The organism is Aeromonas sp. CD, assembly GCF_033349375.1.
Taxonomy (GTDB): domain Bacteria; phylum Pseudomonadota; class Gammaproteobacteria; order Enterobacterales; family Aeromonadaceae; genus Aeromonas; species Aeromonas hydrophila.
In genome coordinates, this window is the sequence record NZ_CP137631.1 from 3268439 (window position 1) to 3282627 (window position 14189).

10 protein-coding genes are annotated in these 14189 nt (G+C 55.6%); 1 reads left to right on the forward strand and 9 read right to left on the reverse strand.

Annotated features, from left to right (window positions below; genetic code table 11):
• Positions 1 to 257: 257 nt before the first annotated feature.
• Both astE and R2E40_RS15200 read right to left on the reverse strand, forming a co-directional pair.
• Positions 258 to 1283 carry a succinylglutamate desuccinylase gene (gene astE, locus R2E40_RS15195; RefSeq protein ID WP_011706669.1) on the reverse strand — a complete coding sequence of 342 codons (1026 nt, stop codon included), beginning with the start codon at positions 1281 to 1283 and terminating at the stop codon, positions 258 to 260.
• Positions 1284 to 1558: 275 nt separating this feature from the next.
• Positions 1559 to 1768 (reverse strand): DUF1127 domain-containing protein, encoded by a 210-nt coding sequence (locus R2E40_RS15200; RefSeq protein WP_011706670.1) that lies wholly within the window; start codon positions 1766 to 1768, stop codon positions 1559 to 1561.
• 522 nt (positions 1769 to 2290) lie between these two features.
• On the opposite strand from R2E40_RS15200, the gene R2E40_RS15205 reads away from it, so the two are divergent.
• A complete protein-coding gene (locus tag R2E40_RS15205; protein WP_318163774.1) occupies positions 2291 to 3184 on the forward strand; it encodes a DNA replication terminus site-binding protein in 894 nt (297 codons plus the stop codon).
• Positions 3185 to 3320: 136 nt separating this feature from the next.
• Here the strand turns inward: R2E40_RS15205 and R2E40_RS15210 are convergent, their stop codons facing one another.
• The 7 genes from R2E40_RS15210 to R2E40_RS15240 all read right to left on the reverse strand — a co-directional run bounded on the left by R2E40_RS15210 (position 3321) and on the right by R2E40_RS15240 (position 14186).
• Complete coding sequence (locus tag R2E40_RS15210; RefSeq protein WP_318163775.1) at positions 3321 to 7163, reverse strand: DEAD/DEAH box helicase; 3843 nt, start codon at positions 7161 to 7163, stop codon at positions 3321 to 3323.
• A gap of 214 nt (positions 7164 to 7377) precedes the next feature.
• Positions 7378 to 8031, reverse strand: a complete 654-nt coding sequence (locus R2E40_RS15215) for a YceH family protein (protein WP_318163776.1) — start codon at positions 8029 to 8031, stop codon at positions 7378 to 7380.
• A gap of 151 nt (positions 8032 to 8182) precedes the next feature.
• Positions 8183 to 9892: a PglL family O-oligosaccharyltransferase gene (locus R2E40_RS15220; RefSeq protein WP_318163777.1), complete on the reverse strand. Its 1710-nt coding sequence runs from the start codon at positions 9890 to 9892 to the stop codon at positions 8183 to 8185.
• Positions 9893 to 9896: 4 nt separating this feature from the next.
• Positions 9897 to 11177: a sugar transferase gene (locus R2E40_RS15225; RefSeq protein ID WP_318163778.1), complete on the reverse strand. Its 1281-nt coding sequence runs from the start codon at positions 11175 to 11177 to the stop codon at positions 9897 to 9899.
• Positions 11178 to 11189: 12 nt separating this feature from the next.
• The gene (locus R2E40_RS15230; protein WP_318163779.1) at positions 11190 to 12326 is read right to left on the reverse strand and encodes a glycosyltransferase family 4 protein; all 1137 of its coding nucleotides are present in this window, start codon (positions 12324 to 12326) and stop codon (positions 11190 to 11192) included.
• Positions 12323 to 13417, reverse strand: a complete 1095-nt coding sequence (locus R2E40_RS15235; protein WP_318163780.1) for a glycosyltransferase — start codon at positions 13415 to 13417, stop codon at positions 12323 to 12325. The genes R2E40_RS15230 and R2E40_RS15235 overlap by 4 nt, the downstream gene beginning before the upstream one ends.
• Position 13418: 1 nt before the next feature.
• Entirely contained in the window at positions 13419 to 14186 is a 768-nt protein-coding gene (locus R2E40_RS15240) for a glycosyltransferase family A protein (RefSeq protein ID WP_318163781.1), read from the reverse strand.
• Between the last annotated feature and the right edge of the window lie 3 nt (positions 14187 to 14189).

Sequence of the window (14189 nt, forward strand, 5' to 3'; positions counted from 1 at the left end):
GTCACCACCATGAGGTGACCCTTTGAATGTAAATAGATTGTTAACCAAAGGGCAATGGGATTTAGCCAGGTAAGACCAGTAGAAACTTCTTTAATTTCAGAAAGAAGCTGGATTTTTCGGCTGAGAGGAAACGAAACAGGGAGCCGCATCGGGCTCCCTGTCAGGATGGAGACGGGATCGCTCAAGGCTCCCGGCAAGGGCTGCACGCCCAGCAATGCCGGTGGCAGCCTGCCATTACCATCAGAAGTGGCGCCAGATTACTCCCACAGCCGGGTCGGCACCACCAGCAACACGGTACGCTGGCCGATGGCCACGTTGGCGTTGGGGAACACCACCGCCTCCCGCGGTTTCTCTACCGTGTAGCGCAGCTCGCCATCCTCGGCCAGCACGAAACCCTGGGGAAATTCGGTGAAATTGTCCACATCGCTGGCAAACAGGAAACGAAACTGCTCCGAGCGCTTGTTGATCACCCGGTCGATGGCAAAGATGGTGAAGTCATCCGCCCGCCAGGGTTCCAGCACCACCTCGTCCCGGGTCACCAGATCCTGCAGCGCCTGCCGGGTTTCGATGAAACGGGTCATGTCGTTCTCGCCAAACGGGCGCACCTTGCCCAGCTCCACCGTGAAGGCGTGAGCACCGTGGCGGTGGGAGCTGTAATAGCTGAAGGTGGTGGTGGGACCGCTGGAGAGCAGAATGGTGCGCACGCCGCAGGCACCGAGAAACTGCACCTGCTCCTTGCAATGGGGCCGCTCGTGGGGGAAGGGATAGACGGCAAACTTCTCGTGACGCGAGCCGCGAATGGCGGTGTGCAGGTCGTAGTGGTAGCGCGGTCTGGCCGGATCGGCGAAGAAGCGGCTCACATACTGCTCGAGGCGCATGGCGCGGATCCGCTCCTGGTTGCACAGCCCCTCCCCCTTGCTGTGGGCACCGGAGAAGAGCCGGTTCATGTTCTCCTCCACTTCGCGCACGCCCAGGTTCATGGCCGCCGGGTTGCCGAACAGGAACAGCACCCGGTGACGGGCCCTGAGCTCGCCACTGAGCAGGCGGCTCAGCAGCTGGTTGCAGATCTCGATGGGGGCCGTCTCGTTGCCGTGGATGCCGCAGGAGAGCACGATATCCTTGCGCCCGCCCGGCAGGTCGCCGGCACCGCTGGCAGGCTCCAGGCAGAGCACCCCCGTATCCCACACACTCGCGCGAGCACCATCCGGCAGATCAAATGAGAACGGCTCAAGCTGCCACTCGTGGCGGCGAGTCAGGGCCAAAAAGTCATGCTGGGGAATCATCCATCTCACCCTTTTGTCAGGAACGCTTGGCCGGATTATACGCAAGGCCCTCGGGCTTAAAATCAATTTTTAAACAAATTCAAACAGTAATGTTACAAGTGTGGGAGGGAGGAACATCACGGGGGAACAAAAGGGGTCGGCTACATGCCGTGAGAGAGGGAAACGGGTACAACGAAGAAAACGGGCCCAGGCAAACGGGACTGTCTGTCACGCCATGGCGGCGCTGGCTGGCAACAGTGAGTCAGCGGTAAAACGAGGCATCCTTGCCCGGCAGATCAACCACGCCAGAACGGCTTGGTGGTCTCTTGATAACGATCGGCTTCGTTCAGACCGATGTCCTTGAGCAGGTACTCGGGCAGCTCGGAGAGCTGGCGACGGCTGCGGCTGCGTTCCAGCCAGGTCAGTACGGTCATTTTGACGCGAGCAGCCAGATTCAGTTGGCTGGAATGCTGGTAACCGGCTTCGGTATAAGTCATGTTGGCCATGATGTGGCTCCTCTTTAACGATGTCTGCGCGGGGTGCGAATTTGTTGCGCAAAGCTTAGTCAGGGGGGATAGCCGACTCAATTGACGAATTTTGATAGCAGACATTATTAAAACTAATGGTTGATGTCGTCATATACATGAAACTAACGCATTGATTAATAACGATTTAACTATCTTTCCGTCTGTGCAGGATAGCCTGCAGCATATTCTCCTGCATGGATCCCTTCTAACTATGCAGTTTCCTCTACTGGCTATGCATTCACTGTGGGCACAAGCAAGGCGGGCAACCTGACTTTTACATCCAGTTGTTAACCAAGCGATCTTTTATTGATCCTTTATTAACAGTCAGATACAAAGCCGTCACCTTCAAATGACGCCTATCTATTGTCCCTTTCCAACCCCCCGGCACGCAGGCACTTGGCACCCATACCGTAGGCTGATATGGTTATTTATACAGTGCTTTCACTGCCCTACGTTCAGCCCGTTCACCAGGGCTGACAGAGGCAAACACAGGACATGCCGATGGAGACATTTACCCCCACAGCCGCCTTGCGCCAGCAGATGGACCGGCTTGAACAGGCGCTGGACAGCCTGGCCGCACAACTGAAACAGCTTGAGTTGCTGGAGGCCCACGTCTATCCCCTGCCCGCCGTACCGCAAGGACAGGAGCATGAGCCCATCGAGCAGATCGAGGTGGGTTATCTGGGTGAGGAGGCCGCACTGGCCGCGGCCCTCAGCGCCTATCGGGATCACAGTGCCCGCCCCGGCTGCTCCACCAAGGCCACCCACCGCCTGCCGGGCTGGCTGCGCTTTCCTGCTGCCTGTGCGCCCCTGCTGCGACCGCTGATCGACGAGGTCAACGGGTGCAAGCTCGCCTTCAAGGCGCTGGTGCAGCAGGCTGGCGGGCGGGATGAGAAGTTCGAGCTGGTACACAGGGCGCTGCCCGGGGTCATTACCCTGCAGGTCTATCGCAAGCTGACTTGGCTTCAGGGAGAGCTGCATTCGCTCGGCTTCACCTGGGCTGACAAGCAGAGCATCAGTCGGCTCAGTCGGGAGCAGGTGCTGGAGATGCTGGAGCGCAGCCGCCGCTATATCCCGGCGCTGTCGAACAATGAGGAGTGGAGCAAGATGGTGGATCAGGAGGTGTACGACATCCGCCGCCTGCCTGCGGACGCAGAGCTCAGGATCCGCCGGCCGGTCAAGACTCACCCGATGATCAACCTGCTCTGGCAAGACCGAGAGCCTCGCAAGCAGCAGCTCAAGGCGAGCCTGCCCCTGCTGCTCTGCTCGGACACCCAGCCCGCCGTCACCCACCTTGGCCACTACCCGCCCAAGCTGCGCCAGGCCCGGCGGGATCGCAAGATTGGCGGCGAGCCCATCATAGAGCGGCTGCATCTCTACCTCTATCAGGGATAACCGGCACGAGCGGTTGTGCGGCCTCGTCCAGGCGTCAGGGGCGCCAAACTGCATGAGCCAAACAACACGTACCACACAACAAGGGGAGCATCATTGGATGCTTCCCTTGTCTGTTGCCCGAGTCAGCTGATCGCGGTCAGCTCATCAGCAGGGCCCGCAGGCTCTCCACATCCAGCCCACGCACTTCCGACTGGCCGCTCAGCAGGCCGTCGGCCAGCGCCCGCTTCTCATCGTGCAGGGCGACGATCTTCTCCTCCACCGTCTGCTCGCACACCAGGCGATAGACGGTCACCGGCTGGGTCTGTCCCATGCGGTGGGCCCGATCGCTCGCCTGATCTTCCACCGCCGGGTTCCACCAAGGGTCCAGGTGCAGCACGGTATCGGCCTGGGTGAGGTTGAGGCCTGTGCCCCCCGCCTTGAGGCTGATCAAAAACAGCGGCACCGCCTCGTGGCGAAAACGCAGGATGGACTCCTGCCGGGACTTGGCCGAGCAGCCGCCGTCCAGGTAGCAGTAGTCCCACTGCTGCTGCTCGATGCGGGCCCGCAACAGGCTCAGCAGATCGACGAACTGGCTGAACACCAGCACCCGATGACCATTGCCGATGGCCTCCTCCAGCAGCGCCATCGCCTCGTCCAGCTTGCTGCTGGCCTGGGACCACTCGGGCATCACCAGCTGGGGCGAGCAGCAGAGCCGGCGCAGCCGGGTCAGCCCGCTCAGCACGTGCATCAGGGCGCGGCCGTCGGCACTTTGTACCTGCTGCACCACTTCGCGCCGGGTTGCCTCATAGAGCTGACGCTCTTCGGGGGAGAGGCTGATGTGATGGATGATCTCGGTCTTGTCCGGCAGTTCGGTCAGCACCTGCTGCTTGAGACGGCGCAGGATGAAGGGGCTGATCACCGCCCGCAGCAGGGCCATGTGCTGGGGATCTTTCACCGCCTTGCCGAAGCGGCGCTTGAACTCGCCGAGGCTGCCGAGCAGGCCGGGGTTGATGAAGGTGAACAGGCTCCACAGCTCCCCCAGGTGGTTCTCGATGGGCGTACCGGAGAGCGCAAGCCGAAAATCGCCGTCCAGCTGGAACAGCAGCTTGGCCCGCTGGGTACCGGCATTTTTGATCTGCTGCGCCTCATCCAGCACCATGGAAGACCAGCGACGGGCTTTGAGCGCCTCCGCCAGACTGCCGAGCATGCCGTAGTTGAGCAGGATGATCTGGCCCGCCTTGGCTTCGCGGATCATCCCTTCCCGCTCGGACGGGTTGTCGAACACCACCACCTCCAGCTCGGGAGCAAAGCGCGCGACCTCCTCCTGCCAGTTGGTGACCACTGACTTGGGTACCACCACCAGCGCCGGGCCCAGATGCTGGCGCATGCGCAGCACGATGAGCGCCTGCAGCGTCTTGCCAAGGCCCATGTCGTCGGCCAGGCAGGCACCAAAGCCGTGGTGGGCCAGGGTCGCCAGCCAGCGTACCCCCTCCTTCTGATAATCCCGCAGCGGCCCCATCAGCTCGGCCGGACACTCCACCTCCTGCTGCCACTCCTGTTGCAGGGAGTGCCAGGCGGCATCCCCCTCGGTGGTGATGACGGAGAGCAGGCGGGTCAGCGGGTAGGCCAGCTTGTGATTGATGCGCTGCTCTTCGTCCAGCATGGCGCCCAGCATGGTGAGCCGCTCCACCAGCTTGTCGCTCAACATCAGGCTGGTCTTCTCGTCCAGCTGAACAGTGCGTTGACCCGGGGTCAGCTGGCGCAGGATGAGGCGCAAGTCGAGGATCTGGTGCTCATCGAGAGAGAGCGCCCCCTCCACCTGGAACCAGTCCTGGCGCCGCTCGATCCGCAGGCTCAGGGCGGCTTCATCGAGGCTCTTCAAACGCGCGCTGTCCTGATGCCAGTGAATGACCACGCCGGCATCCACCAGCTCCGGCAGGGCATTGACCAGCGCCAGTGCCTGCTCTCCTTCGAGGCGCCACTCGCTGCCGGGCAACTCGATGGGCAACTGATTGCGCAGCCGCTGGGCCTCGCCCTTCTCGGCCGCCAAGTCCCGCTGCCAGTAGTGATAATCCTTGATCCCCTGGCGCACGATGGACTCGCCCTTGCCAAGGGGCTGCGGCGGCAAATCGTCGAACCGGGTCACCAACCGGACCGCCAGCTGGCCATCCTGCCAGTCGAGCTGAACCGAGGCCACGCCGGGCCAGGGAGCCAGCTCGGCATTGCCGTGCAGGCCCGCCACCTGGCTGTGCCAGGGCAGCCCCGCAATGGCGTCCAGGGTATGTTGCAGTTCCGCCAGCCCCTCGGCCGGCAGCAGCGGAATGGCCTCCAGCGCGGGCAGCCGGTCGAGCAGCGGCTGCGGGGTGAGGATGAGCTGCCACAGATCCTGCGCCAGCGGCAGTATGTGAGCCCCTCGCGCCGCGGCAGCCGGACTCAGCACGGCGCTCATGCCCTGCTCGGTGGCCACTATCTGCAGCAAGGGGGCCGTGATGGCCAGCTGCAGCTTCTGCCCTCTGGCATTGAACAGGCGGGAATGGTTGGCAAGCGGGGCCCACACCTCGCGCGGCAATCGCCCCAGCGTGCGTGGCAGCGTGCGGACCAGCGCCCAGTCCTCTTCGTCGAGCAGATTGGCGTACTGGGTGGAGAGCAGGGTTGGATCGACCCGGCGCCCGGCAGTCCACTCCCCCTTGGTGCTCTGTTTCTGGATCTTGCACTCGAGCTCGGGCCCTTCCGCATGCAGCAGCCAGACCAGCCGCTCCTGCGGCTTGCGCACCCCGCTGGCGCGTCCCAGCCCCTGCAACCAGTTGAGCCAGCTGGCGGAGGCGGGCGTCTTGTCCTCTGAGTCCTGCTCGTCGGCTTCCTGATCGCCGCTGGCGGCGCGCAGTTGCTGCAGCGGCGGCTGCTGCGCCCCCTGCCCCAGCAACAGCCGCAGCAGATCCTGACAGAAGGCCATCAACCTGTGGCGGGGGGCAGCATCCAGCACGTGAGAGAGATCCCATTTGTGCAGGATGGCCACCTGGGGGCTCTGCTCCCCGTGCCGGGCAAGGGCGCAGAGATCGAGCCAGAGGTAGCCCCAGTGCAACTCTTCCGGCGGCAATTGCAGGGTATCGAACAGCCCGACCGCCTGGCCGTGGCGATCACCCGCCCACTGCCCCAGCAGATCCGCCAGCAGCGGAAACTGGTTGGCCAGGCTGCGCTGCCACTTCTTGCGCTGCTCGCTGGCGAGCACGGGGTCGGCCTGCTGCAACCAGCCAAGCCAGAGCAAGGCACTGAAGGTCAGTGGCCACTTACCCTGCCCATCCTCTTGCCCTTCCTGCGCCTGCCAAGCCCCAAGCGCTGCCAGCAGGCGCTCGGCCAGGGGTTGCTCTCCCCCCTGCTCCGCCAGTTGTTGCAGGGCGGGCCAGTGAGTGTTTGCTTTCCCGCTCAGCTCGCCACAGAGCCACTGCCACTCGGCAGCAAAGCCATCGCTCAGCTTGGCCAGCTCGGCGGCACACTCGCCGGCCGCCTGGGCCAGCGGCCACTGCTCATGGGGCTCGGCATCCAATAACGTTTGCAGGGCGAAGTGCTGCAGCATCAGCCGCTGCCACTGGGGGCTCGAGCCTGCCAGCAACCGATGGGCATCGGGCAGATCGAGCAGGCTCAGCAGATCGGCCGCCAGATAGTAAGCAGGCACTTGCCCGGCCTCCCCCAGACAGAGCTCACGCACCAGCGCCTGCGCCATCTCCTGACCGGTGACCGACGGCACCCGCGCCCAGTTGGGCATGGGACAATCGCTGCAACGCACCGCCAGGATCAACGCCAGGGTTCCCTCTGCCGTCAGACTCCACTGTTGTTCCCCACGCAGCCGCACCAACCCCAGCAGTTGCAACTGACTCAACTTGTCGAGCAGGGCCTGCCCAAGCGGCAGTTGTTCTTGCAAATAGCGGGTACTGGCGGTGCGCTGCAACTGCAGCTCACCGAGCAGGGCATAACAATCTGAAGAGAGAGTGGACGCAGACATCGAGACTCACGGGCAGGTGCAAAAGCGGAATTTTAACGGGAAAGCGGCGGCGGCTCGACCCTTAACGACGAAATAACGCAAAAAAGCTGCGGCATCCTCGTCAGGGGCGGGCTCGGGTCAAGGTGAGGCAATGGGGTTCACCGGATGGAGATGACAGAAAAGGCGCACAAAAAAAGGCGCCTCGGCGCCTCTTGATGGACATATTGCCAGCGCGTCAGCCTTCCAGCTGCGCCAGACGCTCGGCCAGCAGCTGCAGCTGCGCCTTGAGGCTCTCTACCTCCTCCTCCAGCGCCGTCAGTCGATCCGCCGCGGGCGAGGCATAACTGCTGGCAGGGGCCGTCTCGGCCAGCGCCTGCAGATCCACCTCGCCACTGAACAGGTGGGCATAACGGGACTCGCGCTTGCCTGGCTCGCGCGGCAGCTTGACCACGTAAGGTCCCTGCTCGGCGAGCTTGGCCAACACGGCATCGACCTGGGTCACGTCGTCGAAGCTGCACAGGCGGTTGGTGCGCGAGCGCAGCTCCCCCGGCGTCTGCGGACCGCGCAGCAGCAGTTCGCAGATAATGCCGAGCTCCTGAGCGGTGAACTTCAGCTCGCCGAATTCGGTGTTGCAGAAGCGATGCTGATAACGGGGAACCCGGGCATTGAAGCCGGCGGTATTGACCACCAGCCGCTTGCGGATCAGCTCATCCACCACAGCCCGGATGTCGAGCTCTGACAGCTCCAGCACCGGCTCGCGGTTGCTCTTCTGGTTGCAGGCATTGACCAGCGCATTGAGAGAGAGGGGGTATTGATCCGGGGTGCAGATCTCTTTTTCGATCAGACAACCGATCACGCGGGCCTCCAACGGGCCAAGCACTAACTCCATTTCATACTCCCTACTGAACAAGACGTTGAGGCCACTATCTTAGCCATGGCACCTCTGCCGTCCAGCAGCGGCCGCCATTTTTGCGAGGCGATGGGGCAGTTGATGAAACATCGCACAGCCTGCCCTCCCGGCATGGCCTCGACAACCGCCATCAGGCCGAGGGTTTGCGCTCCAGCGCCGTGGCCACGGAGGTGGCGGCCGAGCCGGTCAGCAGGGGATCCCCCGGATAGAGCGCCAGCGCCTCACGGCGCAGTACCCGGGCCTCCTCTTTTCGTCCCAGCGTATCCAGCGCGATCACCATGTTGGCGTAGATGTTGGCTCTCGGCGTGTGGCGCACAAACGCCTGACCCCACTCGAGATACGCCTCCAGCTCTACGTGATTGTTGGCCTGCAAGCCCACCATCAACCGCACCGAGTTGACATCAAACTCGACCCGGGTCAACCAGGCCATGGGATTGACGACGTCGAGCAGCAGAGTCGGCTCCTTGTAGCCACCGTGCTCGTACTTGGTGACCACCCAGGCAGTGTGAATGGCGGTCAGCATGAAGGGCACCACCAGCAGGGGAATGATGATGGCCACGAAGCGCAGCAACAACCAGGGGCGATAGACATACTCGCGCCAGCTGGCACGGCCCGAGGCCTGCAGCCCCTCCTCCACTTCCGCATCCAGCACATATACCAGCAGCAGCAGGGCCCACCACAGGGCGATGGCATGATAAAGCGGATACTCGGTCTGGGTGTGCAGCAATATGGGGGTCACCAGCGCCAGCAGCGTCGCCCCCTTGACCCAACCGGCTTTGCTCACGCGCCACAACAGAGCGCCGCCCATCAGCACCATGCCGATCATGGGAGCCAGCCCCCCTTCCACCGCCCAGTAAAGGAACTCGTTGTGGGGGTGATCGAGGTTGTATTCAATCTGTACCATGGCCGGGTTCAGCGCCTTGTCGGCCATGTAGTGGTACAAAAAGGTGGTTTCAAAGCTGCCATAACCCCAGCCAACCCAGGGAGACTGGGCAATCAGCTTGGCGGCGTAGGGCCAGTAGATGGAACGCATGCCGCCGGACTGATAGGCCTCCAGCCCGCGTTTGACACCGCTGATCCCGTACTGGGAGGCGATCCCCAGCCCGACACCGATTGCAACCAGACCCAGTACCTGTGCCAGCCGCCGCTGACGATGCAATGCGGGCACGAGCAGGAGCAGTGCCAACAGGCCCCCCAACTGCCCCACCCGGGATTGCAGCGCCACCAGCAGCAGACTGGCCGCCAGGATCACCCCATAGCGCAGCCCCTTCAGCCAGGGGTTGGTATTACCGCGCAGCTCCAGCCAGCCGGCCAGGGCAAGCCCGGTCGCCATGAAGGTCGCCATCACATTGGGTTGTTGAAAGATGCCGTAGGGGCGGTTGGCGCGGGTGTCATACCCCAGCCAGTTACCCGGGATCAGCAGGTAGTACTGCACCAGGCCGAGCAGCGCCTCGATGGCCACCGCCCCCAGCAGCAGATAGAGCAGCCGGTCACGAGACGCCCGCAGCAGCTGCCACTGGTAGAGACAGAACAGAAACAGCAGACCGGCAAACAGCCCCAGCAAACGGGGAATCGCATAGTCTTTCAGGTCAAAGTCGGGATAGGCCATGGGCAGCAGCAGCAGCAACGCCCCCAGCCAGAGGCAGCCCTGCAAAGAGGAGAACACCAGCCGCTGCTGCAGCGTCACCTGCCACAGTCCCAGACCGATGACCAGACTGGCGAAGATCCAGCCCCAGGCATTGAACGGCAGATAGAGCCCGGCCCCACCGGGGTTGTGCATGAAAAAATGCATGCCCAGCAGCCAGTACGATGAAAATAAAATCCAATATGAGCTACCCATATATTTAACGAGCCCCGAACCCTGTCAACATTGTTTTAATAGTTTTGAACACTATTAATATATCAAGCCACAGTGAAAAATTCTTAATGTAATAAAAGTCATATTCTAATTTTATGCGAGTACTATCGGTATCAGATGAGTATCCATGCATCACTTGAGCCCAACCACTGATGCCTGGGCGGACCATATGACGATACATATAGAATGGTAACTCAGACTCAAACTTTTCCACAAAGAAACGCTGTTCAGGGCGCGGCCCAATCAAGCTCATATCGCCCTTAAGGACATTAAAAAATTGCGGGATTTCATCAATACGATATTTACGCATAAAATGACCAACACGAGTCACCCGACTGTCAACCTTCTGAGCAAAATTTGCGCAACACAATGATGAACTATCATACATACTACGGAATTTATATATTACAAAGTATTTATTTCCAAACCCAACTCTCTTTTGTTTAAAAAAAACAGGGCCGGGACTTTCCAGCTTTACTAATACTGCAGTTATAAGTACCACAGGCATAAAAAGGGGCAGTATAATTATAACTACCAAAAGATCAACAAACCTTTTTAAAAAAAAATATAATAATGAGGGAATAGCGGAACCCAAGTCATTTTCATATAGTTGTTCAACACTCACTCGGCCTGTTAATGACTCATATATAGTTTTACTATGATAGATAGGTACCCCTAACAAAACGAAATCAGTTAATAACTTCTGCCATTCACTGGTCAAATCAGAAGAGTGAAAATCAACAACTACAGCATTACCAAAAAACAGAGATGAATCAGGTTTGTTAAGAACATTCCATTCAACAGCAGTCAAGGCACACAGTTTCTGATAGTTGCCAACTGGGATGATAGAATACTTAACCTTGCCAAATCGTACTCCTAGGTAATAAATAGCCCAGCAAGATACTAAAGCAAATACATATGAACTTATAATTACAGGTCTACTATACTCAAGACGAAACAGCAGCAACACACCGAATAATATACTATACACAGTAGTTACTGTTGGAATCATATAAGATAAAGCATTAACTCCAGGATAGCAAAGCACTCGACTCAGGAAAAAACCAGCAGTAATGCATGTTATAAAGATGCCTAAAAGTGTATTTATTTTTACATCATCAAGGAAACTCCAAAAGTCCCCTCCCCAAAACAAAAATGCAGGTAGTAATGTTGACACCAAGGATGTAAAAAAGAACATTATTGTATAATTAGACCGTACAAGGTCATACCAACGACCACCATATGGATAATATCTATTATTTATCATGAGAAACTCATTTTAGTTATCAACGGGGTGAGCGCCATCGATATGCTGAGCCAATATGTCAAAGTATATGCCAATGATTTTTTTTTCATCGAATCTGGCACTGACTAATTGCCTCCCAGCATTACCCATCAAGGTTCTTTGAGCTGTAGTCATCCGTATGAATATCATCATCGCATCAGTCAATGATGAAACATTTCTAGCTTGACAGAGTAACCCGGTTTTATCATGTAGCAGTACATCTCTACATCCAGGAACATCGGTAACAATAATAGGCTTTGCCATTGCAGCAGCTTCGATCATGGCTCTTGGCAATCCTTCGCGATAAGAAGGTAAAACAATACAATCACTTTCCATTATTATAGGCCTAACATCATGTGTAGTACCGAGATATTCCAACACACCTTCATTGGTCCATTCATGCAACTGTGCATATCCAATCGCTCGTGGATTATCAGCCTGAACATCGCCTAACAATTTAAACTTTATGTTTGGATGACTAATGTGAATCTGCTTTGCCGCCGCTGCATATTCTCCAACCCCCTTATCCCATAACAACCGCGCAATGAGCAAAAAACTAACCGAGTCATCTTTAGGAAATTTTTCTGAAGGATAAAAAAAACTCAAATCAACGCCCTCACCAGGCAGTAACAGAGTCTTTCTTTCATCTACCAACTGTCTTGATAAAAACTCAAGGCGATCATCTTCATTTAAAAAAATGACTAGCTTAGGATATTTGAAAGCGAATTTATAAAGCAACCTTACTACTTTAGGCACCCAACCATCATTCATAAAGGCATATCCTAACCCAGTGGTGATAGCCAAGGTAGGTGTGCGACAAAGATGTGCCGCAAAAGAACCATATATATTTGGTTTTACTGTATAATGGATAATTAAATCCGCATTGACTTTCCTATATATCCTCACGAAATCAAATATTAATTTGAGCTCAACAATTAGGTTGACTCCTTTAGGAGATAGTTCCAATGGAATAAATGAACATCCCAAATCACAGAGCGAAAAAACTGTATTATCAGGTGGAGCAACAATGGTTATGCGATATCCATGTTGGATAAGTGCAGATAATAATCCGCGGCGAAAATTCCACATTGACCACGCTGTATTGCTCACCATACAAAGATGTTTGCTCATGTGTAGTCCTGGTACAAAGTTAACCAATGTAGACAGACAGTCTCTATTGAATAATGGTTAATAACCCGAGTCCGAGCCTCTTTGGTCATCGCCTCTCTCTCAAGCGGCGAAAGCATCATAGCCTGCTCAATCGCGGTAAATAGCTGCTGACTATTTTTAGGGGGGGCAAGTAATCCAGCAGAGCCAACCACTTCCCTCACTCCACCACAATCGGTGGCAACCACTACCCGCTCAGTAGCCATAGCCTCAGCCACAACTAAACCAAACCCCTCCCAAGCTGATGACAATACAAATATATCTGCTGCACTCATCCAATCTTCAACATCATGGCGCAGCCCCAAGAAATGAACTCGCTCACTAATCCCTTGTGCGCTAGCAATTGTGGTCAAGTATTCTTTTTCCTCACCCTCACCTATAATGACCAACTTAATATTATTGAATCTCGAAGATAACATCGCAAATGCAACAAGCAAATTTTTATAGTCCTTGGCAGCGGTCAGTCTGCCTACCGAAATTAACAATATGTTATTGTCATCAATTCCAAGCTGAGAACGTAATTTATTTCTGACTGTGGCGTTAAAATAAAAACGCTCCGTATCAATACCGTTATACATGACTTTCATTCGCCCGGCAGATACCGCGCCTTGTTTAATAAAAGCCTCAACAGCCTCTTGGCTTACATTTGTGTTAAGATCACACAACATTTCGGTAAACCGGTATGCACATATCCGCCACCCTCTACCCTCATTAACACTATGCGCAGAGCAGATAAGCTTCGGAAATGACACTAATAATCGTAATAGCCGAGCAAAAATATTTGCATGCACCATATGACTATGCACCACATCCGGTTTATATTGATTAAGTAACCTAATTGCCTGCCAGTATGCTTTGAAAACACTAAATGGAGTTTTCCTCATCTGCAGTGAAACGATGTCTGCTGTAGCCGAATGTGGGCGATTGCTAATTTCACCGGTCATCGAGATAATTAATATATGGTGGCCCAACTTAATAAATTGATCTGCCAAATCGCACACTTGTCGTTCGGCCCCCCCCATACCAAGACCTGTGATTATCATCGCAATTTTCATGCTATTTCTTCAACCAACAGTAAAGAACACACTGGAGACTTCTGATACATGCTTTGACCTTGCCGAACAATCGAGTATCTCGGATCACTTGGTCTCGATAAAACAAACCAAAACCACATGGATTCCTTTTTATATTTTTTTTAAAATTTGAGGTGTAGCCATCTGGAAGATATTCACAAAAATATATTACCTGGTCTACATAAAAAATTATCTTACCTATATCGGAAATTTTATTCCATATATATAATTCTGGTACAAATTTTTCGTTCGGGAACTCTGGAAAAGGACACTCGCGCATAACATTAGTGCGAAAAACATAAGCCAAGTCACCTTTTAATATATGCCCTGCCATGATGGGCTGTATTACCATTGACTTACTCATTTTTGTACCAGAGATACCAATTATATGGCCAGATAACGTCGCTTTTCTAAAACTCATTCCGACAAACGCTGTGCCAATATGATTAATGTAATTATATAACTTGGCAACAGCATCACATGTTAATAAGTCATCACTATCTACAATAATAATCCAATCACCGGTTGCATGAACCACGCCTTTATTTATAGCGCGATGCTTCCCCCCATTTTCTTTATAAAAATAATTAATTGAAAAATCTGATCTAACACTATAATCAAAAATAAGTTCGGCGGTACCATCTGTGCTACCGTCATCAATTACGAGCCATTCAAAGTCCAACCTCGTCTGCTGACACAAACTATCATGCAGCCTTGGTAAGGTGTATGCTCTATTGTAAGTTGGCGTCATTAT